Here is a 23,501-nt window from a genome sequence, read left to right on the forward strand (position 1 = left end):
CCCGGCTTTGTCACCGTTACGCGAATCGGGTCTCCAACGGGAAGTGGTGAGAATGCAAGAGGTATCGCCAGTCCAGCTTGTCGGAATAATGGAAACGCTAGCGAGGTACTCTCAGTTTCAGCGTCCTCTACTAGCTAGGCAATCCGATCCACTTCATCCGTATGCAAAAAACTGAGCTATGACTAACCTCTTTGTCGATGCGCAGGACAAAATCGACCGGTGCCTCAATTCGTTTGCTACAGAGTCCTTCCGGGACCAAGCGGACCGGGACTACATTCATGCACGGCTCGCCTGTAGAAGCGAACTCTTTCCGCAATTCCTATGGTCGTCCCATCAAGCGCTCGAGAAGTACCTCAAAGCTATCCTTCTATACAACCGCATCGAGGCAACCCGAGTCAGACACGACATTCTCGGAGCGCTGGCATTGACGCGGCACCTTCCATTCAAGATCGAGCTGTCGAATAGAAGCAAAAGGTTTCTAGACCACGTCGCTGACCTCGGAGAGCACCGTTACCTAGACGTTCCATACTATGTGCATGGCCATGTGATGGTCGATCTTGATCTGTGCGTATGGGAGCTACGTCGTTACTGTCAGGTTCTGAATGTGTTCGGGAAAGCGCTCCCTCCAATCGAAGAATCACTACTCCAGAAGGCGAAGACTGATCTGGAACTTAGCGGGAGCCAGCCTCGACACCTATTCCGGCTACACGGCGGTCACTTGGAAAAGATCCTGGACAATCCGCGTCACCCAAGCCGACCCCCACTCGTCTGGAATAATCCATGCTACGGGGTACGCGCACGTAAAGTCATACGGGCCCGCGCTCAAATGCATGCGCAGAATCCGTTACTGCTGCACTATCCAGAAATTCTTCCTGAGTTACAGAAATATGTCTTCATACCTGGGTCGATCGCAGCCAGTTATCGTGCGCTAGCCAATGAAGCAGCGAAAAATACGACCTCCTAGTCTGAGGCGTTCAAGCGCGCTGCAAACTTCGCCGAATCTCTCTCCTCATTATCAGCCCGGATGCAGAGTCCAGCCGCAGCCTCAAGATAGACCTGCGGACTGCCTGCATCGGAGCACATCAGATATCAAACCATCGAAAGATCGAGTCATTTCTTTCGACAGCTAGCGTTCAAGTGGCCTCACGCCACCTTCGCAAACGCCGCCTTCGCCCGCGCCACGGTCTGCGCCACGTCGTCCTCGCTGTGCGCACCCGACACGAAGCCGGCTTCGAAGGCCGACGGCGCGAGGTAGACGCCGGCGTCCAGCATGGCGTGGAAGAAACGGTTGAAGCGCTCGCGGTCGGACTGCATCACCTCGGCGTAGCTGGCGGGGCAGCCGTCGCGGAAGTAGAGGCCGAACATGCCGCCGACCGACTGGGCGGAGAAGGTGACGCCGGCGTCCTTCGCGGCGGCGACCAGGCCGTCGCAGAACTGCTTGGTGCGGGCGGCGAGGCGGTCGTGGAAGCCGGGGGCGTTGATCAGTTCCAGCGTCTTCAGGCCGGCGGCGACGGCGACCGGATTGCCGGACAGCGTGCCGGCCTGGTAGACCGCGCCCAGCGGCGCGATGGCGGACATGATGTCGCGCCGGCCGCCGAAGGCGCCGACCGGCATGCCGCCACCGATCACCTTGCCCAGCGTGGTCAGGTCAGGCGTGATGCCGAACAGCCCCTGGGCGCCGACCGGGCCAACGCGGAAGCCGGTCATCACTTCGTCGAAGATGAGTACCGAACCGTACTTCGTGCACAGCGCGCGCATCGCGTCGATGAACTCGCGGCTCGGCACGATGAGGTTCATGTTGCCGACCACCGGCTCGACGATGACGCAGGCGATGCGGTCGCCGTGGTTGCGGAAGCAGTCTTCGAGCTGCTGCACGTCGTTGTAGTCGAGCACCAGCGTGTGCTTGGCGAAATCGTCCGGCACGCCGCCCGAACTCGGGTTGCCGAAGGTGAGTGCGCCGGAGCCGGCTTTCACCAGCAGGCTGTCGGCGTGGCCGTGGTAGCAGCCTTCGAACTTGACGATGGCGTCGCGGCCGGTGAAGCCGCGCGCCAGCCGGATGGCGCTCATCGTCGCTTCGGTGCCGGAACTGACCAGGCGCACCTGCTCGATCGACGGCACGCGCGCACACAGCGTTTCCGCCATCACGATTTCCGCTTCGGTCGGCGCGCCGAACGAGAGGCCGCCGACGGCCGCCTCCTGCACTGCGCGGATCACCTCGGGGTGCGCATGGCCGACGATGGCCGGGCCCCAGGAGCCCACGTAGTCGATGTACTCGGTGCCGTCGGCGTCCCACAACCGGCTGCCCTGGCCGCGGGTGAAGAAGCGCGGCGTGCCGCCGACCGAGCGGAAGGCGCGCACCGGCGAATTGACGCCGCCCGGAATGCTGCGCTGGGCGCGTTCGAAAAGTTGTTCGTTGCGGGTGCTCATGGGGAATTCCTTCAGAAAAGCCTGGCGTAGGCGCGGGCGCGCGCCGCGATGTCGGGCGCGTCGAACAGATCGGACACCACGGCCAGCAGATCGGCGCCGGCGGCGATCAGTTCCGGCGCGCGCGCCAGCGTGATGCCGCCGATGGCGCAGCGCGACAGGCCGAGATCGGCCACTTCGGCGAAACGGCCGATCGAGGCCGGCGGTGCAGCGGGCTTGGTGCTCGAGGCATACATCGAGCCGAAGGCGACGTAATCGGCGCCGTCACGCGCGGCGGCCCGGGCCAGCGCCGGGTCGTCGTAACAGGACACGCCGATCAGCGCATCGCTGCCAAGCGCCTTGCGCGCCAGCGCCGGGCCGCCGTCGTCGCGACCGACGTGCACGCCATCGGCGCCGCAGGCCTTGGCCAGTTCGATGTCGTCGTTGATGACGAACAGCGCGCCGCAGACGGTGGTGATGGCGCGCAGCGCGTCGGCGTCGGCGCGTCGTCGTGCCGCGTCGGTGGACTTGTTGCGGTACTGCAGCACGACCGCGCCGCTGCCGCAGGCGGCTTCGGCCGCGCGGTAAAGCGCGGCGCCGCTCAACGCTTCCGGCGTCACCGCGTACAGGCCGCGCAGCGGCTTACGCGTCATCGTCGGACTCCCGGTCGGCGGTCGCGGCATTGTGTTCGCGCAGGAAGAAGAAGCGGTCCGGCAGGTGCTGGCCCATGCCCGGCCGGAAACCGGCCTGCAGCGTGCGCCATGTGTACTCCTGCGCGGCGTGCGCCGCTTCGCCGACATCCAGGCCGTGCGCCAGCCAGGCGGCGAGCGCCGATGCCAGCGTGCAGCCCGAACCGTGGTAGCTGCCGGGCAGGCGGTCCCACTCGTCGCGGCGGATGACGCCACTGCGCCCGTACAGCACGTTGGCGACGCGGGTGGTCGATTCGTGCGTGCCGGTCAGCAGCACGTGGCCGCAGCCGGCGGCGATGAGCTGACGCGCGCACTGTTCGAGCGTCGGCGATACGGTGCGCCGTACGTCGTCGTCCTCGTCAGTTTCGTCGTCCTCGTCCTCGTCGGCGAAATCGTCGCCGTCGTCGTCATCCTCGTCGTCGGCCTGCGCCAAACGACGGGCTTCGAGACTGTTCGGCGTCAGCACGGTGGTCAGCGGCAGCAGCAGTTCCTGCAGCGCGATCACCATGTCCTCGTCGGCGAGCTCGTCGCCACGGCCGGACGACAGCACCGGATCGAGCACCACCGGTACGTCGGGGTAGTCGGAAATGATTTCGGCGATGGCCGCGATGTTCTCGATGCTGCCCATCACGCCGATCTTGAACGCCGCGACCGGCATGTCGGCGAGCAACACGCGCGCCTGATCGACCAGCAGATCGTCGTCCATCGGCACGACCTCTTCGACGCCTGCGCTGTCCTGCACCGTGACAGCCGTCACGACTGTCAGCGGATGGCAGCCCAGGGCCGACAGCGTCATCAGATCGGCCTGCATGCCGGCCCCGCCAGTGGGGTCGGTCGCCGAAAAACACATGACAAGCGGAGGATGCGCCCGCACATCAGAATTGACCATAAAGCGCGCGCCCGGATTGTCGTTACAGATGGTTAATTACGGTAATATCGACCGGATTCTAACAAACCAACCTGCCATGAGTTCCACTGTCACGGCCGAATTCCAGACTTATATGTGTCTCATCTGCGGCTTCATCTACGACGAAGCCGCCGGTCTGCCGGAAGAGGGCATCGCCCCCGGTACTCGCTGGGCGGACGTTCCGCCCAACTGGACCTGTCCCGAGTGCAGTGCACGCAAGGACGATTTCGAGATGGTCCAGATCTGAAACACGCATCGGTTGCGGACCTGTCGGGCCGGTGCATCCGCCTCATGAAGACCAACCGGATGCCGTCGCCGCGCAGTCCTGCGGCAGAACGGCGTGCGGACAACAGGGGAGAACATCTTGGCTGAATCGGGTGGCAATACCGGCGTCAAGGTGATGGTGATCGACGACAGCAACACCATACGCCGCAGTGCCGAAATCTTCCTGGTCCAGGCCGGGTATCAGGTGGTCCTGGCCGAGGATGGCTTCGACGCCCTGTCGAAAATCAGCGACCACCACCCCCAGGTCATCTTCTGCGACATCATGATGCCGCGCCTCGACGGTTACCAGACCTGCGCGCTCATCAAGAAGAACCCCCGTTTTGCCGCTACTCCCGTCGTGATGCTTTCGTCACGCGACGGCCTGTTCGACCGCGCACGCGGTCGGATGGTCGGCTCGGACGAATATCTCACCAAGCCCTTCACGAAGGACAGCCTGCTGCAGGCGGTGTCGCGTCACGCGCGCAACGGCGCTGACTGAGACGCCTTACACCGTATCCACCGAACGCGGAGCCGACGATGGCGATCAAGCGCATCATGGTGGTGGACGACTCGCCCACCGAACGCCATGTTCTGAACGACTTCCTGACCCGCAAGGGCTTCGAGGTCATCATCGCCGAGAACGGCGAACAGGCCATCGAGAAGGCCAAGGCCGAGAAACCCGACCTCATCCTGATGGATGTGGTGATGCCCGGCATCAACGGCTACCAGGCCACCCGCACGATCACCCGCGACGACAGCACGCGCGACATCCCGGTGATCATGTGCACCAGCAAGGATCTGCCGACCGACCGCATCTGGGGCATGCGCCAGGGTGCGCTCGACTACATGGTCAAGCCGGTCAATCTGGAAGAACTGCTTGGCCGCATCACCCAGCTCGGCGCGGCGAACAACGATGGCTAAGCTCTCGCTGCGCGAGTTTCAGGAAGAACTGGCCCGCAAGCTGTCGGACACCTCCGGCGCCACCGGCACGCGCGCGCTGCTCGGCCTGCAGGCCGGCGCCGAGCTGTGGCTGATCGATCTGGCCGAGTCCGGCGAAATCCTGCCGGTGCCGGCGCTGACACCGGTGCCGCTGGCCACCGGCTGGCTGCGCGGCGTCGCCAACGTGCGCGGCGTGCTGTACGCGGTCAGCGACTTTTCCGCCTTTCAGGGCAATGCACCGACCGCGCTGACCGGCGACGCCCGGCTGCTGCTGCCGCATGCCAAGTTCGGCTGCAACAGTGCGCTGCTGGTGTCGCGGGTGCTCGGCCTGCGCGCACTCGACGATTTCGAACCGGCCGACGCGGCAGCGGATCCACGGCCCTGGGTTTCGACGCAGTTTTCCGATACGCAGGGCCGGCTTTGGCGCCGCTTCGATCCGCGCAAGCTCTATACCGACGCGCGTTTTCTCGACGTCGCCGCCTGATTGCAGCAGAGGCTGACAGCACACCGTCCTCCAAGAACCGAACAGCCCTCCAGGAATAGCTCCGATGGCACTGAACATCCCAGGACTGAAATCCGCCCGTCCCGCCGACGGCAGCAGCGCACCCACCGCGCCACGCGGCACCCTCGGTTTCCTGCGCGGGCGCCTGCCGCTGATCGGTCACCTGCCGCTCGAACAGCAGGTACGCGTGCTCGGTACGCTGTTCCTGTTCTTCATCGTGATCGCCGCCTTCCTGGTCTGGCAGGACTTGCGCATTACCCGCTACAACGCGAGCTATGTGTCGGCCGCTGGCCAGATGCGCACGCTGAGCCAGAGCATGGCCAAGTCGGCGCACCAGGCGCTGGCCGGCGAATCGGCCGCCTTCGCCGAGCTGGCCGCCTCGCGCGACGCCTTTTTCCGGCTGCTCGACCGCGTCACCCAGGGCGGCGAGATCGACGGTGTCGACGTGCCGGCCAGTTCCGGTGCGGTGCAAGGGTCGCTGCAGCAGCTCGACGCCGCCTGGTCCGGCTTCGATCAGAACGTGTCGGCCGTGCTGGCGCAGGAAAAGGCGCTGCGCGCGCTCGGCGACGCCGCCCGCGCACTCGACCAGCAGGCGCCGGCGCTGGCCGCGGCAGCAGCGCAGACGGCCGTCGCACGGGCCGGCAAGGACGGCAACCTGTTCCACGGCTTCGCCACCGTGCTCAGTCAGGTGCAGGCCGGCGCGCACGCGACCGCGGCCGACGCGCCGGCGACGCTCGCCCTCAGCGTGCCGGCGCTGCGCGACGCCGCACAGCAGATCGAGACACTGGCCGAAGGCGCGGCGCGCGACACCTTCAGCAGCGCGCGCGCCGTCATCGACGGTCCGCTCGGCGTGCTGGCCGGTGAGCTCGGCAAACCCGAGGCGCTGGCCGGCGCACGCAAGGCCGGTGCCGCGGTGATCGCCGAGGCGGCGACGCTGTCGAAACTGACCGACGAACTGGGCGCCGGCTATGTCGCCGAGCGCGAGGGGCGGCTGGCCCTGGCCGGTGCCGGCGCGCTGTGCGTGCTGCTGGCCCTGATCAGCGTGTTCCTGATGGTGCGCGCCTACAACGAGGACCAGAACGAACAGCGGCTGCAGGCCGAAGGTTCGCGCGAGGAAGCGAAGCGCGAGAAGGACATGACGCAGCAGGCCATCCTGCGGCTGATGAACGAGATGGGCGACCTCGCCGACGGCGACCTGACCGTGCGCGCCACGGTGTCGGAAGACATCACCGGCGCCATCGCCGACTCGGTCAATTACACGATCGAGGAACTGTCGGTGCTGGTGAAGCGGATCAACGACGCCGCCGGCCGCGTGACCGAGGCATCGGAAACCGCGCAGCGCATCTCGACCCAGTTGCTGACGGCGGCGGAAAAGCAGTCGCGTGAGGTGACCGAATCCGGCCAGTCGGTGCTGGCGATGGCGCAGTCGATGAATATGGTGTCGCAGGAGGCGACCCGCTCGGCGCAGGTGGCGCGGCAGTCGCTGGCCGCCGCGCAGAACGGCTCGACCGCGGTGTCGAACTCGATCCGCGGCATGAACGACATCCGTGAGCAGATCCAGGAAACGTCGAAGCGCATCAAGCGGCTGGGCGAGTCGTCGCAGGAGATCGGCGAGATCGTCGAACTCATTTCCGACATTACCGAACAGACCAACGTGCTGGCGCTGAACGCCGCCATCCAGGCGGCGAGCGCCGGCGAGGCCGGCCGCGGCTTCACGGTGGTGGCGGAAGAAGTGCAGCGGCTGGCCGAACGCTCGGCCGAAGCGACCAAGCAGATCGCCGCCATCGTCCGCACCATCCAGACCGACACCCAGGATGCCGTGGCGGCGATGGAAAATTCCACCCGCGGCGTGGTCGAGGGGGCCCGCCTGTCCGACGCCGCCGGTCAGGCACTGGGCGAGATTTCGACCGTGTCGTCGGAACTGGCGCAGCTAATCGAACGCATTTCGTCGTCAGCCCAGGTTCAGGCGGAACAGGCCACACGGGTAGCTCAGGGCATGCAGGGCATCCTGCGCATCACGGAGCAGACCACGGTCGGCACCAAGCAGACCGCGGTGTCCATCGGCCAGCTGGCGGACCTCGCCGCTGAACTCAAGGGCTCGGTCGCGGGCTTCAAGGTATGAACACCTCCACCAGCGAACAGGATCTGGGCCCGCTGATCTGGGTCCGCGGCGAGATCGATCTTGCCCTCGTCCGCGCCGCAGAAGCGCTCGGCGACGGGCAGCACGGCAGCGGCGCCGAAGCACTGAAATTCGCCCAGACCCACCTGCACCAGGCGCGCGGCGCACTGGCCATCGTCGGCCTCGATGGCCTGACCCATTTCTGCGACGCGCTCGAACAGACGCTGGCCGACTGGCACGGCGGCCGGCTGGCGGACACCGGCACCGCCGGTGCCGTCGCGCAGCGCGCGATCGCCGCGATCCGCACCCACCTGGACGAACTGGTGGCCGGCGGCAGCGACCAGCCGATGCGGCTGATGTCGCTCTACCGCGACCTGATGGCGCTGCGCGGCGAAGCCGTGGTGGCGCCGTCGGAGCTGTTCTTCCCCGATCTGACGCTGCGCCCGCCGCCGGCACCGTCGGCCGCCGCCGCACTGTCGCCGCTGGACCGCGCGCGCGCATTGCGCAGCGCGCGCAGCCAGTTCGAACGCGGCCTGCTGCGCTTCCTGCGCGACGACCGCGACGGCCTGCTGCAGATGCGCCAGGCCGTCGGCGCGATCGAACAGACGCAGACCGCCCCCGCCACGCGCGCCTTCTGGTGGGTGGCCGGCGCGCTGTTCGACGGCATGGCGCAGGGCGCCATCCAGAGCGACTTCTTCATCAAGCGGCTGTGCGCGCGCATCGACGTGCAGATGCGCCGCCTGCTCGAAGGCTCGCGCGGCGTGGCCGAGCGGCTGATGCGTGACTCGCTGTACTTCATTGCCACCGCCGAACACCCGACGCCTGCACTGCGCGCGGTGCGCGACACCTACCGGCTGGACACGCTGCTGGCCACCGACGCCGAGACGCGCGACGACATCGCCGCGCTGCGTCCGGCGCTGGCCGCACTGCGCGAGTCGCTCGGTCAGGCCAAGGAAGCGTGGACGCGCTTCTCGTCCGGCGCCGCCGTGGCGCTGCCGCAGTTCCACGAACAGTGCGAATCCATGGTCGCGTCGGCGGCCCGCGTCGGTCAGCCCGACCTCGCCCGGCTCGCCGCGGCACTGCTCGACCTCGGTCAGTGGCTGCGGCGCGATCCGCTGCAGCACCAGGAAAACCTGGCGATGGAAGTCGCCACGGCACTGCTGGTGATGGACGCGCTGGTCGAACAGTTCAGCCGCGCCCAGAGCGACGACCTGCCTGCCCAGGTCGATACGCTGATCGACCGCCTGGCGCGCGCCCGTCGCGGCGAAACGCTGCCGGCGATGCAGATTCCGCTGTTCGACGAAATGTCGCGCCGCGCCCAGGAGCGGCTGTTCATGGGTCAGGTCGCGCGCGAAATCCTGGCCAGCCTGACCGAGGTCGAACAGCAGCTCGACGCCTATTTCCGCAATCCGGCCAAGGCTGCTGAACTGGCTGCGCTGGCAGCGCCGCTGAAGCAGGTGGAGGGCGCGCTGAACATGCTGGGGCAGGACGCCGCGGTGTCGCTGGTGCGGCGCTGCGCGCAGCAGATCGCCCGCATGGCGCAACCGGACCACGTCGCCGCCGAAGGCGAATTCGAGGCGCTGGCGCACCAGCTGTCCGGCCTCGGCTTCTTCGTGGACAAGCTGCAGTACGGCCCGGCCGATCTTGATGCCATCCTGAACCCGCGCGGCAGCGCACCGGCGACCGGCGACGTGCCGACCGAGGCGGACGAAGCCAGCGTCGAGTCGGAACTGGCCGCGCGGCGCAACGAGGCGACCCAGCTGCTCGACCGGCTGGCGCACGGCGACGCCGACGAACACACCCGTGACGAATTGCGGCAGTCGCTCGAAACCATCCGCCAGGACGCCAAGCTGCTGGCTGACGAAAAGCTGGAAAAGCGGGTGACCGAAGCGCTGGCGGCGCTGAAGGCCGGCGACGCTGCGATGGCCGGCGCGGTGCAGGCGCTGGCCGAAGCCCCGGTCGAATCGCTGGCGCCGTCGGCCGACACGGTGCGTCTGGCCGAAGCCAGTCAGGAGGAATTCGATGCCGAACTGCTCGAAATCTTCATCGAGGAGGCACGCGAAGTCCTCGACAGCATCGCCTCCGGCACCGCCGCCGCTCGTCAGGCGCCGCACAACCAGGAGCTGCTGACCGCGCTGCGCCGTGGCTTCCACACGCTGAAGGGCAGCGGCCGCATGGTCGGTCTGCGCGACCTCGGCGAGAGCGCCTACGCGATCGAGCAGGTGATGAACCGCTGGCTGTCCAGCGAGCGCGATGGCACGCCCGAACTGTTCGACCTGCTCGACCGCGCGCGCGACCTGTTCGCCGGCTGGGTCGAACAGCTGGCCGACGGCAACACCGTCACGCCCGAGCACGGCTGGCTGCCGCCCGCCTGCGCGGCGATGTTCGGCGGCGAGCCGGACGACAGCGAAGCGGCCCCGGCCACGCCGGTCACCATCGAGGCTGCCGCAGCGCCGGACGACAACGCGCTCGACATCGAGCTCGACATGGACCTCGATTTCAACCTCGACGAGGACGACACGCCGGCCGGTGTCATCGAACTGGACGACGCACCGCATGTGGTCGAGGCGACGGCCCCGGACTTGGATCTCGATCTGGACCTCGGCCTGCCCGTCGCCACCGAGGTCGAGGCCGTCATCGACAGCCCGGAAGCGATCGACATCACGGCCGACATCGACGCCGAAGACCTCGCTCTGGACGCCGGCACCGACCGCACGCTGTTCGACCTGTTCGTCGCCGAGGCGCGCGGCCATCTGGCCACGCTGCGGCGTGAACTTGCCCGCCTGCACGTGAACCCGTCGCTGCTGCCGACGCAGGACAGCCTGATCGCCGCGCACACGCTGGGCGGCATTTCACTGACCGTCGGCCAGCCCGACATCAGCGCGCTGGCGAAGGCGCTCGAGCACGCACTGAGCCGCTGCGAAGCGCACGGCGAGCCGCCGGCGGACCACGAGTCGGCGCTGCTGAACACCGCCGCCAGCACGCTCGAAAGCCAGGTCGGCGCGATCGCCGAGGGGGGTCAGGCGCACGCTGCGCCAGCCCTGGTCGAACAGCTCGACGCGCTGTTCTTCCACACGCGCCCGGCCGTCGAGTTGCCGGTGCTGGAACTGCCAGCCGGCAGCCACGACATCCCTTCCACACCGGATCTGGACGTCGGCGCTGCCGACCTCGACGAAATCACCCCGGCCGAAAGCGGCGCCCGTTCGGTACTGAGCGACCGCGACGGCTTCCGCTGCGGCCTCGACGCGGACGGCAACACCCAGCCCGAGCCTGAACCGGCAGTCGAAGCGATCGACGACGACACGGCGGCAGAGGTCGACGCCGAACTGCCCGCGGCGGACGTCCCGCTGCTCGAAGAGCCGGCGCTCGACCTGTCGCCCGACGAAGCAGCAGCGGACGTGACGGCCCCTGAAGACGACATCGCGCTCGACCAAGCGCTGGCGGACGAGGACATGCGCTTCGAGAAGGTGGCGCTGCCGGACGAGTACGTGCTGCCGCAGACCAGCGACCTGCCGACCGCGGCCGACAGCCTGCGCAGCCCGGCACCGCGAAGCGCCGCCGAAACCGCGGACGCACCGCGTGTCGCCGACGACATCGACCCGCAGCTGCTGCCCATCTTCATCGAGGAAGCGCACGACCTGCTGCGCGACATCGGCCACGAACTGCGCGCATGGCGCGAACAGCCGGAGCAGCTGTCCGCGTCCGACATGCTGCGCCGCCAGTTGCACACGCTGAAGGGCAGCGCGCGCATGGCGGGCGTCATGCGCTTCGGTGACCTGGTGCACAGCATGGAGGGCGTGATCGAAGCGCCCTGCAGTGCGGACGAGCGCCCGGCCGTGCTCGACGAACTCGAAATGGCCTACGACCGCTGCGAGGAACTGGTCGCCCGGCTGGAACGCGGGGAAACCGGCGAGCCGCACGAAGTCGCAAGCACGGACGCCGACGGCACCCAGGCGGTGCCCGCGGCCGGCGATGACGAGGCCGGCACCGTGCGCGAGCGGCCCACCGTGCGCGTGCGTTCCGACATGGTCGACCGCTTCGTGAACGAAGCCGGCGAAATGAGCATCGCGCGCACCCGTATCGAGGGCGAACTGCGCGCGCTGCGCGGCTCGCTGAACGACCTGACCGAAAACGTGCAGCGCCTGCGCGGCCAGTTGCGCGAAATCGAGATCCACGCCGAAAGCCAGATGCAGTCGCGCATGGCGGCGGCCGAAGCACACCACGAACAGTTCGACCCGCTGGAGATGGACCGCTTCACGCGGCTGCAGGAACTGTCGCGGCTGATGACCGAAAGCCTGTCCGACGTCACCACGGTGCAGTACAACCTGGTGCGCAACCTCGACGCCGCCGACACCGCCATACAGTCGCAGGCGCGGCTCAACCGCGAACTGTCGCAGGCGCTGATGTCGGTGCGCATGGTGCCGTTCTCGACGCTGGAGGACCGGCTCTACCGGGTCGCCCGGCAATCGGCCAAGGAGCTGGGCAAGAAGGTGAACCTCGAACTGCGCAACACGCAGATCGAGCTTGACCGCGAAGTGCTGGAGCAGATGACCGGCCCGATCGAGCACCTGCTGCGCAACGCGGTGGCACACGGCATCGAGTCGCGCGAGGCGCGCGCCGCCTGCGGCAAATCGGAAACCGGCGAAATCGTGATCACGCTGACGCAGCAGACCAACGAAGTGGTGATCGAACTGGCCGACGACGGCGCCGGCCTCGCCTTCGACCGCATCCGTACGCGCGGCATCGAGCGCGGCCTGATCGCGCCGGACGAGGTGGTCGACGAGCGTCGTCTGACCGGGCTGATCTTCGAACCGGGCTTCTCGACCGCGGCGGCGGTATCCGAGCTGGCCGGCCGCGGTGTCGGCATGGACGTGGTGAAGAACGCGACCACCGCGCTCGGCGGCCGCATCGAAACCACCAGCGAAACCGGGCACGGCACACGTTTCCGGCTGTCGCTGCCGATGACGCTGGCGGTGACGCAATCGGTGCTGGTGAGCAGCGCCGGCAAGACCTACGCGATTCCGTCGTCGATGGTGCAGCACGCACGCGAACTGAAGGGCGACGCCGGCGAGGCGCTGCGCGAGGCGGGCGGACAGGACTGGCTGGGCACGCACTACCGCTACCAGTACCTGCCGCGTCTGCTCGGCGACGGTCACAGCCAGCCGGTGCCCGGCAGCTGGGCGCTGCTGATCAACAGCGGCCACGAATTCATGGCGCTGGAAGTCGACGCGCTGCGCGGCAACCAAGAAGTGGTGGTGAAGCCGGTCGGCCCGCAGCTGTCGAAGCTGGTCGGCATTTCCGGTGCCACCGTGCTGCCCGACGGCGAGGTGACGCTGATCATCAACCCGGTGGCGATCGCCGCGCGCAACCGCAGCGAACTGCTGCGCGCGGCCTCGGCCGACGAGCCGGTGCGCACGATGGCACCGGTGGCGCAGGCGGTCGAGGCGCCGCTGATCATGGTGGTGGATGACTCGCTGACGGTGCGCAAGGTGACCAGCCGTCTGCTGGAACGCGAGGGCTATCGCGTCGTGACCGCGAAGGACGGCGTGGATGCGCTGGAAAAACTGATCGACACCGAACCGGCGGTGATGCTGGTGGACATCGAAATGCCGCGCATGGACGGCTTCGACCTGACGCGCAACGTGCGTGCCGACGCACGCACGAGGGCCATCCCCATCATCATGATCACCTCGCGCACGGCGGAAAAGCACAAGGCCTACGCGCGCGAGATCGGCGTGAACCACTACCTCGGCAAGCCCTATAACGAGGCCGAACTGCTGGAACTGATCACCGGCTACGCCCCGCCGCCCGAGACCCTCTGATCAGGCGCGATCCCCGTGGGAGCGGCCCTGTGGGAGCGGCCTTGGCCGCGACACGGCCGCTGCCAGCCGCCGGCTTCGATCCAGAGACCGCAATCGCGAGCAAGCTCGCTCCCACGGTCTTCTGCATAGTGCGGTGCGAAGGACCTCTGCGGGAGGCAACCATCGCTGCCGACGGGCCCTGAACCCGGCGCCGCGCACCGCCCACCGCCGCGGTCGGGGTCGGAAGGCCCCTCCCACAGAACCCCGGCTCCGGTCACCGGTCCGGGCGCGCTCCCTGTGGGAGCGGCCTCGGCTTCAGGGCCGGTCAGGCGCGCGGTAGCGCGATCACTTCTTCATCGTGTCCAGGCGCAGCTTGGCGAAACGGCCCGGCGCGTCCTCGATCGGCTTCAGCTTGCCCTTGGCCGGATCGCGTGCCGGCACGGTGTCCGCGTCCTGCGCGGTCACCCACTGCTGCCAGTCGGTCCACCACGAGCCGGGGTTCTGCGTGCAGCCGTTGAACCACTCGTCGGCGTCGCCCGGCAGCTTGACGCCAGGATTGGTCCAGTAGCCGTACTTGTTGGCCGCCGGCGGATTGACGATGCCGGCGATGTGGCCGGAACCGCCGAGCACGAAGCGCACCGGGCCCGACACCAGCTGGGCGCCCAGATAGGTGCTCTTCCACGGCGCGATGTGATCCTCGATGGCCGACACGAAGTACACCGGCACCTTGATCTTGCGGATGTCGATCGGCTCGCCCAGCACGGTGATGCCGCCCGGCTCGCGCAGCTTGTTCTGGATGTACATCTGGCGCAGATAGAAGCTGTGCATGCAGGCCGGCATGCGGGTCGAGTCCGAGTTCCAGTACAGCAGATCGAACGGGAAGGGCTCGCGACCCATCAGGTAGTTGTTGACGACGAAGGACCAGATCAGGTCATTCGAACGCAGCATGTTGAAGGTGCCGGCCATTTCGCTGCCTTCGAGGTAACCGCGCTCGAACATCTTCTTTTCCAGGCCCTCGACCGCCTTCTCGTCGATGAACACGCCCAGTTCGCCCGGCTCGGAAAAGTCGATCAGCGTGGTAAAGAAGGTGGCGCTGGCGATGCGCTTCTGCTTCTTGCCGGCCAGATAGGCCAGCGTGGTCGCCAGCAGCGTGCCGCCGAGGCAGTAGCCGGCGGCGTTCACCTCGGTCTCGCCGGTGTGCTTCTCGATCATGTCGAGCGCGGCCAGCGGACCCTGATGCACGTAGTCCTCGAAGGTGAGCTGGGCCAGCTTCTCGTCCGGATTCACCCACGAGATGACGAACACGGTGTGGCCCTGGTCGGTGGCCCACTTGATGTAGCTGTTCGATTCGCGCAGGTCGAGGATGTAGTACTTGTTGATCCACGGCGGCACGATGAGCAGCGGACGCTTGAACTGCGTGTCGGTGGTCGGGTTGAACTGCAGCAGCTGCATCAGCGCGTTCTCGGCCACCACCTTGCCCGGCGTCGTGGCGACGTTGCGGCCCAGTTCGAAGGCCGAGGTGTCGGTCATGCGCACGCGCAGCTGGCCGTCGCCGTCCTCGATGTCACGCAGCAGGTTGTTGAAGCCGCGCAGCAGGTTCTGGCCGTGGCTGCGCACGGTTTCGCGCAGCACTTCGGGGTTGGTCAGCGCGAAGTTGCTCGGGCTGAAGGCGTTGATGGTTTGGCGGGTGAAGAAGTTGACCTTCTGCAGCGTGTGGTCGTCCATGCCCTCGACGTTGCTGACCACGTCGTGGATGTGGCGGGCGGCGATCAGGTAGCTCTGCTTGAAGAAGTCGAACAGGAAGTGGCTCTCCCACTCCTCACCGCGGAAGCGGTTGTCGCCCTTGACCGGGGTGACCACCGGCGCCGCGTCGACGCCCATGAACTTCAGCATCGACTGCTGCCACAGCGTGTAGTAATCCCACACCAGACCCATCTGCGCCTGCGCCAGCTTGTACGGGTTGGACAGCAGACGCGAGGTCATGTCCATGAAGGCCTGGGCGATGCCCAGTTCGTCGGCCGGCGGCGTCACACCGCGCTTCAGTTGCCGCTGTACGTGTTCGCCGAGCAGCTTGCTCGCGCGCTCCGCCACTTCGGCATAGGTTTTTGCGACTTCGGCGGGATCCGGAAGGGTGGCGGGTTCTGCGGGCTTGGCGTCTTTGGCGGCTGGCTTGTTCATGGTCTCCCCCTGGGCTGGTTCAAGGCTGGGTAAAGCGGATCACGCCGTCCTGCCCGGGCAGGCGGCGCAGTTGTCCGGCTTGCCACAGATGGTTCAGGTGAGCGATCACCTCTCCCATGGCAAACCGGGTCTGGAAACTGTCGAGTTCGCGCTTGAAAAGGCGCGGCAGCAATTCGAAGGCGTGTCGCGGCTCGTCACACAGTGCGGCGATCTGGGCGAGGCGCTTGTCGTGGTGCAGGCGCAGCGCATCGACGCGGGCAACCACGCCGCGATACGGGTCGCCGTGCGCAGGCAGCACGACGGTGGCCGCGGCGAGCGAGCGGAAACGTTCGATCGAGTCGAGGTACTGACCGACGGCGTCAGTCTCGGGTTCGAAAGGCAGCGTCGGTGTATTCGGCGAAATGGTCGGCAGCAGCATGTCGCCGGCGATCAGTACCGGGTCGTGTGCGCGATAGAACGACAGGTGCTCGGGCGAGTGCCCGTGGCCGACGAGCGCCTCCCAGGCGTCGTCGCCGATGGTGATCACCTCGCCCGGCAGGATGCGGCGCATCGCCACCGGCACCGAGCCTACCGTGCGCCGATAGCGCCGGCCCTCGAGCTGCATCGCCTCGGTCTGCGCAGGCGGCAGACCATGCTGACGGAAGAAGTCCGCCATCAGATCGATGCCGGATGCCGGCGTGTCCCCGAACCAGGCCTGCGCGGTCAGGTACTCGCCGAGCGACATCCAGATGCGGGCGCCGGTCTGTTCGGCGAGCCAGTCGCCCAGACCGAAGTGATCCGGATGGCAGTGGGTGATCAGGATGCGTCGCACCCGGCGACCGGCCAGATCACCGGACAGCGCCTGCAGCCAGTTGGCACGCGTCGCGTCGTCGGGGAAGCCGGCATCGACCAGGGTCCAGCACGGGCCGTGCTCGTCGTGGTCCTCGATCGCCCAGACGTTTACGTGACCGGGCGCGAAGGCGACCGGCATGCGCAGCCAGTGCACGCCGCGCACCACCGGCGCGAGCCGGCCGGGTTGCGGCGCGGTCGCGGGATGCGGGTCGAGAACGGGATCGTGGGCGGACACGGCGGTCGGTGTGGGCCAGGATACTGAAGTCCTTGAATGGTAACCTGAAACGCGGCTCATTGTGCAGTGCAATATCAAGTGTGGCGTCAGCCTGTTGCTACACTCGCGCGTCGGCGACGGAACGCCCCGTGCGTTACCGCATCACAGACCCATGAGCCGATAACGGAGGAGACCCATGCGCGCTGCGATCACCCTGCTGGCCTTGCTGATGACCCTGCCCGTGCGGGCGGAGGACGAGGACCCGACCCGGTTCGTCACCTTCAGCCAGGATTTCGCCGCCAGCTGCGTCTCGCGCAATTCCGTGCAGTTGCTGGTCGGCAACAGCCACCCGAGCCGCACCGTGATGGTGTGGCTGGACCGCTACCACATGGGCGTGGGCACCGGCGACCGCTCCAAGACCGAAATGAAGCCGGGTGCCGAGCCGGTACCGCTGGGCTGTTCGCGCACGCTGGACGGCCCGCAGGAATGGCGCGTCGTGAAGGCCAAGTTCGTCGACTGAGTCATCGACTGAAGCAGCGATCCACCCTGCCCGTACGCGCGCCGCGCGTGCATACTTCGCTCTCCCGATTTCCGACTTCCGGTTGCACACATGCGTGTCTGTGTCTTCTGCGGTTCACGCAGCGGTGATTCCCCGATCTACGCAGAAACGGCGCACATCCTCGGCACGCTGCTCGCCGTGCGTGGCCATGGTCTGGTCTATGGCGGCGGCAACATCGGCCTGATGGGTCTGATCGCCGACGCCGCGCTCGACGCCGGCAGCGAGGTGATCGGCGTCATCCCGCAGCATCTGCTCGAACGCGAGGTGGCGCACGCCAACCTGACACAACTGCACGTGGTCGACAGCATGCACACCCGCAAGGCGCTGATGGCCGATCTGTCCGATCTGTTCGTCGCCGCACCTGGCGGCTTTGGCACTCTGGACGAACTGTGCGAAATTCTCACCTGGGCGCAGCTCGGGCTGCACCATAAACCCTGTGGACTGCTCAACGTGGCCGGCTATTTCGATCCGCTGCTCGCCATGTTCGACCAGGCGACCCGCGAGGGCTTTCTCAGCGCGCCGCACCGGCAGCTGATCATTGCAGACGAAGATCCGATCCGCCTGCTCGACCGGCTGGCGGCCGGCGTGACGACCGGGAGTGAAACCGCATGAAGTCTGACTGGAACCGCCCGCTGCTGGCCTGCATTGCCGCGCTGCTGCCGTGCACCGTCCATGCCGCAGAGCCGACCGCCTGGCTGCGGCCGGTCGACCTGATCGAGGCGGTGCCGCTGCTCAACGAGGGCGGACGCGCCGGCTACGGCCGCTTCCTGCAGGTCACGCTGCGCCCGCGCGCGTTCGCGTTGAACATGAACGGCGACTGGGCGTGGAACGCTGGCGACGACGCAGCCAGCGAAGCGATCGCCGCCTGCGAGGCACAGGGTCTGCCCTGCCAGCTGTACGCGGTCGACGACGAGGTGGTCATGCCGGGCTTCGAACTGGGTGCACCACTGCGCGCGCTCGGCAGCCATCTGGTGCAGGGGGCGGTACCTTGATGCGGGACCCGAATGCGCTGGTGCTGACCGAAATCGTCGACGGCATCGGCATCGTCACGCTTAACCGGCCGGACCACCACAACCTGCTCGATGCGTCGCTCGCCGAATCGCTGATCGCGGCCATCGACGACATGGTCGCGCACGCCGATGTGCGCCTGCTGGTGCTGTCGGCGCTGGGTGACAGCTTCAGCATCGGCGCCGACCCGATGGAGCTCGAACGCAGCGGTCTGATGGCCGTCGAGCCGGCACTGGCGGCGCGGCTGATGCGCACGCTCAGCGAGTGCATACGGCCGGTGGTGGCCCGCGTGCAGGGCCCGGCGATCGGCCTCGGGGCCGGTCTGATCGCTGCCTGCGATGTCGCCATCGCCAGTTTCGACGCCCACTTCGCCTTCGACGCGGTGCGCACCGGCCAGGTGCCGGCGGTGATCGCACCCTACGTGATGGCGGCCATCGGCCCGGCACGGGCACGGCGCTACTTCCTGACCGGCGAGCGCTTTTCCGCGTCCGAGGCCTACCGCATCGGCCTGCTGTCGGAAATCGTCGCGTCGGCGGAACACCTGGACGACGCCGTCGGCGAGGTGGTCGACGCGCTGCTGCTCGGCGGCCCGCGTGCGCAGCAGCAGATCAAGCTGCTGGTGCGCGCACTCGGCCGGCCGCGCGCCGACGAGAAGACACTCGATCACGCCGTCGAGATGGAAAACCGCATCGATACCGGCGCCGAGGCGCAGGAGGGGCTGGACGCGCTGTTCGCGCGCCGACGTCCCGGCTGGGTGCCGGCCGGACCCGCGTGATGGGCGCGCTGCCCGCCCGCGTACGCATCGTCGAGGTGGGGCCGCGCGACGGCCTGCAGAACGAACGCGTCGCGCTGTCCATCGACGACCGGCTGACGCTGATCGCGAAGCTTGTCGACGCCGGCCTGGCGGATATCGAAGCCGGCGCCTTCGTGTCGCCCAAGCGCGTGCCGAACATGGCGGGCAGCGGCGAACTGATGAAGCGTCTGCCGCGCAGCAGTGGCGTGAGCTACCCCTGCCTGGTACCGAACGACACCGGGCTGGACGCCGCGCTCGACGCCGGCTGCGGCGACATCGCCGTGTTCGCCGCGGTATCGGAGACGTTTTCGCAGCGAAATACCGCCTGCAGCATCGCCGAATCGATGGCGCGGCTGCGCGCCGTGGCGCGGCGCGCGCTGGACAGCAACGTACGCGTGCGCGGCTACCTGTCCTGCGTGATCGGCTGCCCTTACGAAGGGCCGATCGCCGCCGGCATCGTTGCCGACATGGCGCTGCAGCTGATCGACATGGGCTGCCATGAAGTCAGTCTGGGCGACACCACCGGCATCGGCACACCGGAGCAGATCCGGCGGCTGATCGACGCGGTGTCGGCGCGGGTGCCGGTGCACCGGCTGGCCGGTCACTTCCACGACACCTGGGGCATGGGCGTGGCGAATGTTTACGCTGCACTGCAGTCCGGCGTGGCGGTGTTCGACGCATCGGTCGGCGGCCTGGGCGGTTGCCCGTTCGCACCGGGTGCCAGCGGCAATGTGGCAACCGAGGACGTGGTGTATATGCTGGAAGGTGCCGGTGTCGTCACCGGCGTGGATCTCGGAAAGCTGGTCGGCGCCGCGCGCTGGGTCAGCGCCCGGCTGGACAGACAGGTGGCGTCGCGCGTTGCGCGCGCCTACAGGACGGAATAGATGGTTGCATCACCTTGCACCGGCGTGTGCACACTCGACCGACAGCTCGGCCTCTGTGTCGGCTGCCTTCGCTCGCGGGACGAAATCGCCTGCTGGGGCTCGACCACTGATGAAGTGCGGCTGCAGATACTCGAGCGCATCCGCGAACGGGAAGCGCAGGGCCACCGGCGCGTGGCGCCGGCAGCCGAGTGAGCGAGGAAACGACCCTCAGTTTTCGCGTCGCCGCCGCGGCTCGCTGGGACTGCCGTCAGGTGCCGGCGCGTCGCGCGAACCCGGAGCGCCCTGGGCCGGCTGTGAGCGCGACTGGAGTGCGGCTCGCTCGGCTTCGCGCTCGGCACGGCGACGATTGGCCTGGCTGCGCTGGAGTCTGAGATATCGCATGGTGAACACCTCCGGTCGGATTGCCCTGCTACACGCCACATCCTGAATCGGATGCAGTCGGGCAGCACATGAGGCAGCATTCGGATGCTGCGTGCCGTCGGACCGCACTCATTCAGCGTAGTTTCCACAGACCCAGTGTCAACCATGTTATTTGCATGAACACGCTTTTTCGCAGGTAAGCCACGTGAATGAAACGCGACGCGGCGCAATGCGCCTGGTACTGATCAGCGGCATGTCCGGCTCGGGCAAGAGCGTTGCGCTCAACGTGCTGGAGGACGCCGGATTTTTTTGTGTCGACAATTTGCCGGCCCCGCTGCTGCCGCAACTGGTCGGCCATCTGCGTGACGCCGGCTACAGCCGCGTCGCGGTGGCGGTAGACGTGCGCTCGGGCAAGAGCATGAGCGCGCTGCCGCCGATGATGGGCGTGCTGCGCAACGGCACCGAACTGCAGACGCTTTTTCTCGACGCGCGCGACGACGCGCTGATCGCGCGCTTTTCCGAGACGCGGCGGCGCCACCCGCTGGGCGACGACCAGACTTCGCTGGCCGAGGCGATCCGCCGCGAACGCGATCTGCTCGAACCCATCGTCGCGCTCGGTCACCGCATCGACACCAGCGACCTGCCGTCTGCGGTGCTGCGCAAATGGGTGCGCGAGCTGGTGCAGATCGACGAGGGCTCCGGCCTGACGCTGATGTTCGAGTCCTTCGGCTTCAAGCACGGCATCCCGCTCGACGCCGATCTGGTGTTCGACGTGCGCTGCCTGCCCAATCCCCACTACGACCCGGTGCTGCGTCCGCAGACCGGCTGTGATCAGCCGGTGATCGACTATCTGGAACGCAGTCCGGACGTGCTGCGCATGCGCGACGACATTGCGCGTTTCGTGCACGACTGGCTGCCCTGCTACATCAAGGACAGCCGCAGCTATCTGACGGTGGCCATCGGCTGCACCGGCGGCCAGCATCGTTCGGTCTACATGACGCAGTGGCTGGCCGAACACTTCCGCAAGGAAGCGCGCGTGCTGTTGCGTCACCGTTCGCTCGCTTCGAGCGGCAAATGACGCGCCTGCGGCCCGGTGACTGGCTGATGATCGCAGCCGGCCTGGCCGCAACCGTCGCCACGACCGCGGCGCAGTGGGGCCGGGCGGCGCCAACGCTGGCGCAGGTGCGCCTCGATGGCCGCATCGTCGCCGAAATACCGCTGAACGGTACGCATCGCGTCGCCATCGCCGGCGCGCTGGCCGCGCAGGGCGAAACCGTGATCGAGGTCGAACCGGGTCGCGCGCGCGTTGCCGCCGATCCGGGCCCACGCCAGTACTGCGTGCACCAGGGCTGGCTGACGCGCGCTGGCGCGGTCGCCGTCTGCGCACCCAGCCACATTTCGCTGCAACTGGCCGGACCGGACAGCGCGCAGGACACGGTGGCGTTCTGATGAGCGCCGTGGTCGACGTCGAGCCGAGTGCGCGCGACCGTCGCCTGGCGCGCTATGCCGCCGCAGCGATCGCCGCGTCACTGATCGAGGCGGCGATTCCCAGCCCGCTGCCGGGCGTGAAGCCGGGGCTGGCCAACATCGTCATCCTCATCGTGCTGGCCCGCCACGGCTGGCGCGACGCCGCCTGGGTCAGCGTGCTGCGGGTGATCGCCGGCAGTCTGCTGGCCGGGCAGTTCCTCGCGCCCGGCTTCTTTCTCGCCGCCACCGGCGCCGTGACCAGCCTGGCGGTGCTCGGCGCACTGCAGACGCTGCCCTGGCGCTGGCTGGGCCCGGTCGGCCGCTCGGTGGCTGCGGCCTTCGCCCACATCGGCGGCCAGCTCGTGCTGGCGCGGCTGTGGCTGGTGCCGCACGACGGCCTGTTCAACCTGGCGCCGGTGTTCTTCGCCGCCGCCCTGGTGTTCGGCGTCGTCAACGGCGTGGTCGCCGACCGGCTGTTGCGGGACAATGCGGCATGACCTCGACGCCCCGACCGCCCACCATACTCGTCGCGCTGACCGGCGCCTCCGGCATGCCCTACGGCCTGCGCCTGACCGAAATGCTGCTGGCCGCAGATTGCCGCGTCTGGCTGGTGTATTCGCAGGTGGCGCAGATCGTTGCCCGGCAGGAGATGGATGTCGTGCTGCCGGCCAATCCGCAGCAGGCGGCGCGCGAACTGTCGGCCCGCTTCAACGCCGCACCGGGCCAGCTCGAAGTGTTCGGCCGCGAGGACTGGAACTGCCCGCCGGCCTCCGGTTCGAATCCGCCCGATGCGATGGTCGTGTGCCCCTGTTCGATGGGTACGCTGGCGTCGATCGCCCACGGCCTGGCGTCCAACCTGATCGAGCGCGCCGCCGACGTCGTGATGAAGGAACGCCGCACCCTCATCCTGGTGCCGCGCGAAACGCCTTTCTCGACCCTGCACCTGGAAAACATGCTGAGCCTGTCGCGCAACGGTGTGGTCATCCTGCCGCCCTCGCCCGGCTTCTACCAGCAACCGCGCGAAATCGCCGACCTGGTCGACTTCGTAGTCGCCCGCATCCTCGACCAGCTGCGTGTTCCGCACACGCTGCTGCCGCGCTGGGGCGAGCCGCAAGCCGGCGACTGACGCTGTCACACGCCTGACATGCAGATGAAACAAGCTGAAGGGCTTTCCGGTCGTGCCGCCGCAGGCGACCGGGCACCTCGGGAGCACGCACATGAAGATGGACAGCCAGCCGCTGGACGGCGGCATCACCCTGATCCGGCTCGACGGTCGCCTCGACATCGAAGGCGCGGAGACGCTGGACCAGCCGCTCACCTACGCCACCAGCACGCACCCGGCCAGGATTGCGATCGATCTGTCGGCAGTGAGCTTTCTCGCCTCGATCGGCATCCGCACGCTGCTGTCGGCGGCGCGCGGTCAGGCCTCGCGCGGCGGCAAGCTGGTCATGTTCGGTGCGCAGCCGATGATACGGCGCGTGCTGCAGACGGCCGGCGTCGACCAGCTGCTGACGCTGTGCGACGACCTCGACGCCGCGCGCAAGGCGCTGGCCGACTGAACGCCGGAGCAAACCTCCGCGGAG

General features: G+C 67.6%; 23 protein-coding genes. 18 read left to right on the plus strand and 5 right to left on the minus strand.

What is annotated here, in order from left to right:
* Positions 1-178: 178 nt before the first annotated feature.
* The gene (locus tag IV112_RS21525) at positions 179-964 is read left to right on the plus strand and encodes a HEPN domain-containing protein (protein WP_368500625.1); all 786 of its coding nucleotides are present in this window, start codon (positions 179-181) and stop codon (positions 962-964) included.
* Positions 965-1,143: 179 nt separating this feature from the next.
* Here the strand turns inward: IV112_RS21525 and hemL are convergent, their stop codons facing one another.
* The 3 genes from hemL to thiD are packed head-to-tail and all read right to left on the minus strand — an operon-like array spanning position 1,144 to position 3,903.
* Positions 1,144-2,427, minus strand: a complete 1,284-nt coding sequence (gene hemL, locus IV112_RS17670; RefSeq protein WP_304005706.1) for a glutamate-1-semialdehyde 2,1-aminomutase — start codon at positions 2,425-2,427, stop codon at positions 1,144-1,146.
* Positions 2,428-2,438: 11 nt separating this feature from the next.
* Positions 2,439-3,056 carry a thiamine phosphate synthase gene (thiE, locus tag IV112_RS17675; protein ID WP_304005708.1) on the minus strand — a complete coding sequence of 206 codons (618 nt, stop codon included), beginning with the start codon at positions 3,054-3,056 and terminating at the stop codon, positions 2,439-2,441.
* Positions 3,046-3,903, minus strand: coding sequence for a bifunctional hydroxymethylpyrimidine kinase/phosphomethylpyrimidine kinase (thiD, locus tag IV112_RS17680; protein WP_438362256.1), 858 nt, complete (start codon positions 3,901-3,903; stop codon positions 3,046-3,048). Before thiD ends, thiE begins: the two co-directional genes overlap by 11 nt.
* Before the next feature lie 154 nt (positions 3,904-4,057).
* On the opposite strand from thiD, the gene IV112_RS17685 reads away from it, so the two are divergent.
* The 6 genes from IV112_RS17685 to IV112_RS17710 all read left to right on the plus strand — a co-directional run bounded on the left by IV112_RS17685 (position 4,058) and on the right by IV112_RS17710 (position 13,645).
* Positions 4,058-4,246, plus strand: a complete 189-nt coding sequence (locus IV112_RS17685) for a rubredoxin (protein WP_020166339.1) — start codon at positions 4,058-4,060, stop codon at positions 4,244-4,246.
* Between the two features lie 117 nt (positions 4,247-4,363).
* A complete protein-coding gene (locus IV112_RS17690; RefSeq protein ID WP_020166340.1) occupies positions 4,364-4,762 on the plus strand; it encodes a response regulator in 399 nt (132 codons plus the stop codon).
* A gap of 38 nt (positions 4,763-4,800) precedes the next feature.
* Positions 4,801-5,184: a response regulator gene (locus tag IV112_RS17695; protein ID WP_019916125.1), complete on the plus strand. Its 384-nt coding sequence runs from the start codon at positions 4,801-4,803 to the stop codon at positions 5,182-5,184.
* Positions 5,177-5,686 carry a chemotaxis protein CheW gene (locus IV112_RS17700; RefSeq protein ID WP_304005713.1) on the plus strand — a complete coding sequence of 170 codons (510 nt, stop codon included), beginning with the start codon at positions 5,177-5,179 and terminating at the stop codon, positions 5,684-5,686. The genes IV112_RS17695 and IV112_RS17700 overlap by 8 nt, the downstream gene beginning before the upstream one ends.
* Before the next feature lie 64 nt (positions 5,687-5,750).
* Positions 5,751-7,826 carry a methyl-accepting chemotaxis protein gene (locus tag IV112_RS17705; RefSeq protein ID WP_304005715.1) on the plus strand — a complete coding sequence of 692 codons (2,076 nt, stop codon included), beginning with the start codon at positions 5,751-5,753 and terminating at the stop codon, positions 7,824-7,826.
* On the plus strand, positions 7,823-13,645 hold the full coding sequence (locus IV112_RS17710) for an Hpt domain-containing protein (RefSeq protein ID WP_304005716.1): 5,823 nt from the start codon (positions 7,823-7,825) through the stop codon (positions 13,643-13,645). Before IV112_RS17705 ends, IV112_RS17710 begins: the two co-directional genes overlap by 4 nt.
* A gap of 324 nt (positions 13,646-13,969) precedes the next feature.
* Here IV112_RS17710 and IV112_RS17715 read toward each other — a convergent pair whose 3' ends face one another.
* Both IV112_RS17715 and IV112_RS17720 read right to left on the minus strand, forming a co-directional pair.
* On the minus strand, positions 13,970-15,802 hold the full coding sequence (locus tag IV112_RS17715; protein WP_304005718.1) for a PHA/PHB synthase family protein: 1,833 nt from the start codon (positions 15,800-15,802) through the stop codon (positions 13,970-13,972).
* Positions 15,803-15,821: 19 nt separating this feature from the next.
* Positions 15,822-16,868 carry an MBL fold metallo-hydrolase gene (locus IV112_RS17720; RefSeq protein ID WP_304005720.1) on the minus strand — a complete coding sequence of 349 codons (1,047 nt, stop codon included), beginning with the start codon at positions 16,866-16,868 and terminating at the stop codon, positions 15,822-15,824.
* A gap of 175 nt (positions 16,869-17,043) precedes the next feature.
* Between IV112_RS17720 and IV112_RS17725 the strand changes: the two genes are divergently transcribed.
* From IV112_RS17725 to IV112_RS17775, 11 genes are all read left to right on the plus strand, one after another.
* Positions 17,044-17,367, plus strand: a complete 324-nt coding sequence (locus tag IV112_RS17725) for a hypothetical protein (protein ID WP_020166347.1) — start codon at positions 17,044-17,046, stop codon at positions 17,365-17,367.
* Between the two features lie 90 nt (positions 17,368-17,457).
* On the plus strand, positions 17,458-18,018 hold the full coding sequence (locus IV112_RS17730; protein WP_304005723.1) for a TIGR00730 family Rossman fold protein: 561 nt from the start codon (positions 17,458-17,460) through the stop codon (positions 18,016-18,018).
* Entirely contained in the window at positions 18,015-18,398 is a 384-nt protein-coding gene (locus IV112_RS17735; protein WP_304005725.1) for a hypothetical protein, read from the plus strand. Before IV112_RS17730 ends, IV112_RS17735 begins: the two co-directional genes overlap by 4 nt.
* Positions 18,398-19,189, plus strand: a complete 792-nt coding sequence (locus IV112_RS17740) for an enoyl-CoA hydratase-related protein (protein ID WP_304005727.1) — start codon at positions 18,398-18,400, stop codon at positions 19,187-19,189. Before IV112_RS17735 ends, IV112_RS17740 begins: the two co-directional genes overlap by 1 nt.
* Positions 19,189-20,091 (plus strand): hydroxymethylglutaryl-CoA lyase, encoded by a 903-nt coding sequence (locus tag IV112_RS17745; protein ID WP_304005728.1) that lies wholly within the window; start codon positions 19,189-19,191, stop codon positions 20,089-20,091. The genes IV112_RS17740 and IV112_RS17745 overlap by 1 nt, the downstream gene beginning before the upstream one ends.
* Positions 20,092-20,283 carry a DUF1289 domain-containing protein gene (locus tag IV112_RS17750; RefSeq protein ID WP_304005731.1) on the plus strand — a complete coding sequence of 64 codons (192 nt, stop codon included), beginning with the start codon at positions 20,092-20,094 and terminating at the stop codon, positions 20,281-20,283. It abuts the gene before it with no gap.
* A 397-nt stretch (positions 20,284-20,680) separates the two neighbouring features.
* Positions 20,681-21,529, plus strand: coding sequence for an RNase adapter RapZ (gene rapZ, locus IV112_RS17755; protein WP_024300727.1), 849 nt, complete (start codon positions 20,681-20,683; stop codon positions 21,527-21,529).
* On the plus strand, positions 21,526-21,900 hold the full coding sequence (locus tag IV112_RS17760) for a NusG domain II-containing protein (protein WP_019916105.1): 375 nt from the start codon (positions 21,526-21,528) through the stop codon (positions 21,898-21,900). The genes rapZ and IV112_RS17760 overlap by 4 nt, the downstream gene beginning before the upstream one ends.
* On the plus strand, positions 21,900-22,415 hold the full coding sequence (locus IV112_RS17765) for a Gx transporter family protein (RefSeq protein ID WP_304005734.1): 516 nt from the start codon (positions 21,900-21,902) through the stop codon (positions 22,413-22,415). The genes IV112_RS17760 and IV112_RS17765 overlap by 1 nt, the downstream gene beginning before the upstream one ends.
* Positions 22,412-23,044 (plus strand): flavin prenyltransferase UbiX, encoded by a 633-nt coding sequence (locus IV112_RS17770; protein ID WP_304005736.1) that lies wholly within the window; start codon positions 22,412-22,414, stop codon positions 23,042-23,044. The genes IV112_RS17765 and IV112_RS17770 overlap by 4 nt, the downstream gene beginning before the upstream one ends.
* A 91-nt stretch (positions 23,045-23,135) precedes the next feature.
* The gene (locus tag IV112_RS17775; protein ID WP_304005738.1) at positions 23,136-23,477 is read left to right on the plus strand and encodes an STAS domain-containing protein; all 342 of its coding nucleotides are present in this window, start codon (positions 23,136-23,138) and stop codon (positions 23,475-23,477) included.
* Positions 23,478-23,501: the final 24 nt, after the last annotated feature.

It is taken from the genome of Methyloversatilis discipulorum, from assembly GCF_018780585.1.
GTDB lineage: Bacteria > Pseudomonadota > Gammaproteobacteria > Burkholderiales > Rhodocyclaceae > Methyloversatilis > Methyloversatilis discipulorum_B.

Excerpts from the sequence above, each read along its gene's own strand:
- IV112_RS21525 (WP_368500625.1), top strand. The coding sequence starts at position 179 with ATGACTAACCTCTTTGTCGATGCGCAGGACAAAATCGACCGGTGCCTC.
- hemL (WP_304005706.1), bottom strand. The coding sequence starts at position 2,427 with ATGAGCACCCGCAACGAACAACTTTTCGAACGCGCCCAGCGCAGCATT.
- thiE (WP_304005708.1), bottom strand. The coding sequence starts at position 3,056 with ATGACGCGTAAGCCGCTGCGCGGCCTGTACGCGGTGACGCCGGAAGCG.
- thiD (WP_438362256.1), bottom strand. The coding sequence starts at position 3,903 with ATGCAGGCCGATCTGATGACGCTGTCGGCCCTGGGCTGCCATCCGCTG.
- IV112_RS17685 (WP_020166339.1), top strand. The coding sequence starts at position 4,058 with ATGAGTTCCACTGTCACGGCCGAATTCCAGACTTATATGTGTCTCATC.
- IV112_RS17695 (WP_019916125.1), top strand. The coding sequence starts at position 4,801 with ATGGCGATCAAGCGCATCATGGTGGTGGACGACTCGCCCACCGAACGC.
- IV112_RS17700 (WP_304005713.1), top strand. The coding sequence starts at position 5,177 with ATGGCTAAGCTCTCGCTGCGCGAGTTTCAGGAAGAACTGGCCCGCAAG.
- IV112_RS17705 (WP_304005715.1), top strand. The coding sequence starts at position 5,751 with ATGGCACTGAACATCCCAGGACTGAAATCCGCCCGTCCCGCCGACGGC.
- IV112_RS17710 (WP_304005716.1), top strand. The coding sequence starts at position 7,823 with ATGAACACCTCCACCAGCGAACAGGATCTGGGCCCGCTGATCTGGGTC.
- IV112_RS17715 (WP_304005718.1), bottom strand. The coding sequence starts at position 15,802 with ATGAACAAGCCAGCCGCCAAAGACGCCAAGCCCGCAGAACCCGCCACC.
- IV112_RS17725 (WP_020166347.1), top strand. The coding sequence starts at position 17,044 with ATGCGCGCTGCGATCACCCTGCTGGCCTTGCTGATGACCCTGCCCGTG.
- IV112_RS17730 (WP_304005723.1), top strand. The coding sequence starts at position 17,458 with ATGCGTGTCTGTGTCTTCTGCGGTTCACGCAGCGGTGATTCCCCGATC.
- IV112_RS17735 (WP_304005725.1), top strand. The coding sequence starts at position 18,015 with ATGAAGTCTGACTGGAACCGCCCGCTGCTGGCCTGCATTGCCGCGCTG.
- IV112_RS17740 (WP_304005727.1), top strand. The coding sequence starts at position 18,398 with ATGCGGGACCCGAATGCGCTGGTGCTGACCGAAATCGTCGACGGCATC.
- IV112_RS17745 (WP_304005728.1), top strand. The coding sequence starts at position 19,189 with ATGGGCGCGCTGCCCGCCCGCGTACGCATCGTCGAGGTGGGGCCGCGC.
- IV112_RS17750 (WP_304005731.1), top strand. The coding sequence starts at position 20,092 with ATGGTTGCATCACCTTGCACCGGCGTGTGCACACTCGACCGACAGCTC.
- rapZ (WP_024300727.1), top strand. The coding sequence starts at position 20,681 with ATGCGCCTGGTACTGATCAGCGGCATGTCCGGCTCGGGCAAGAGCGTT.
- IV112_RS17760 (WP_019916105.1), top strand. The coding sequence starts at position 21,526 with ATGACGCGCCTGCGGCCCGGTGACTGGCTGATGATCGCAGCCGGCCTG.
- IV112_RS17765 (WP_304005734.1), top strand. The coding sequence starts at position 21,900 with ATGAGCGCCGTGGTCGACGTCGAGCCGAGTGCGCGCGACCGTCGCCTG.
- IV112_RS17770 (WP_304005736.1), top strand. The coding sequence starts at position 22,412 with ATGACCTCGACGCCCCGACCGCCCACCATACTCGTCGCGCTGACCGGC.
- IV112_RS17775 (WP_304005738.1), top strand. The coding sequence starts at position 23,136 with ATGAAGATGGACAGCCAGCCGCTGGACGGCGGCATCACCCTGATCCGG.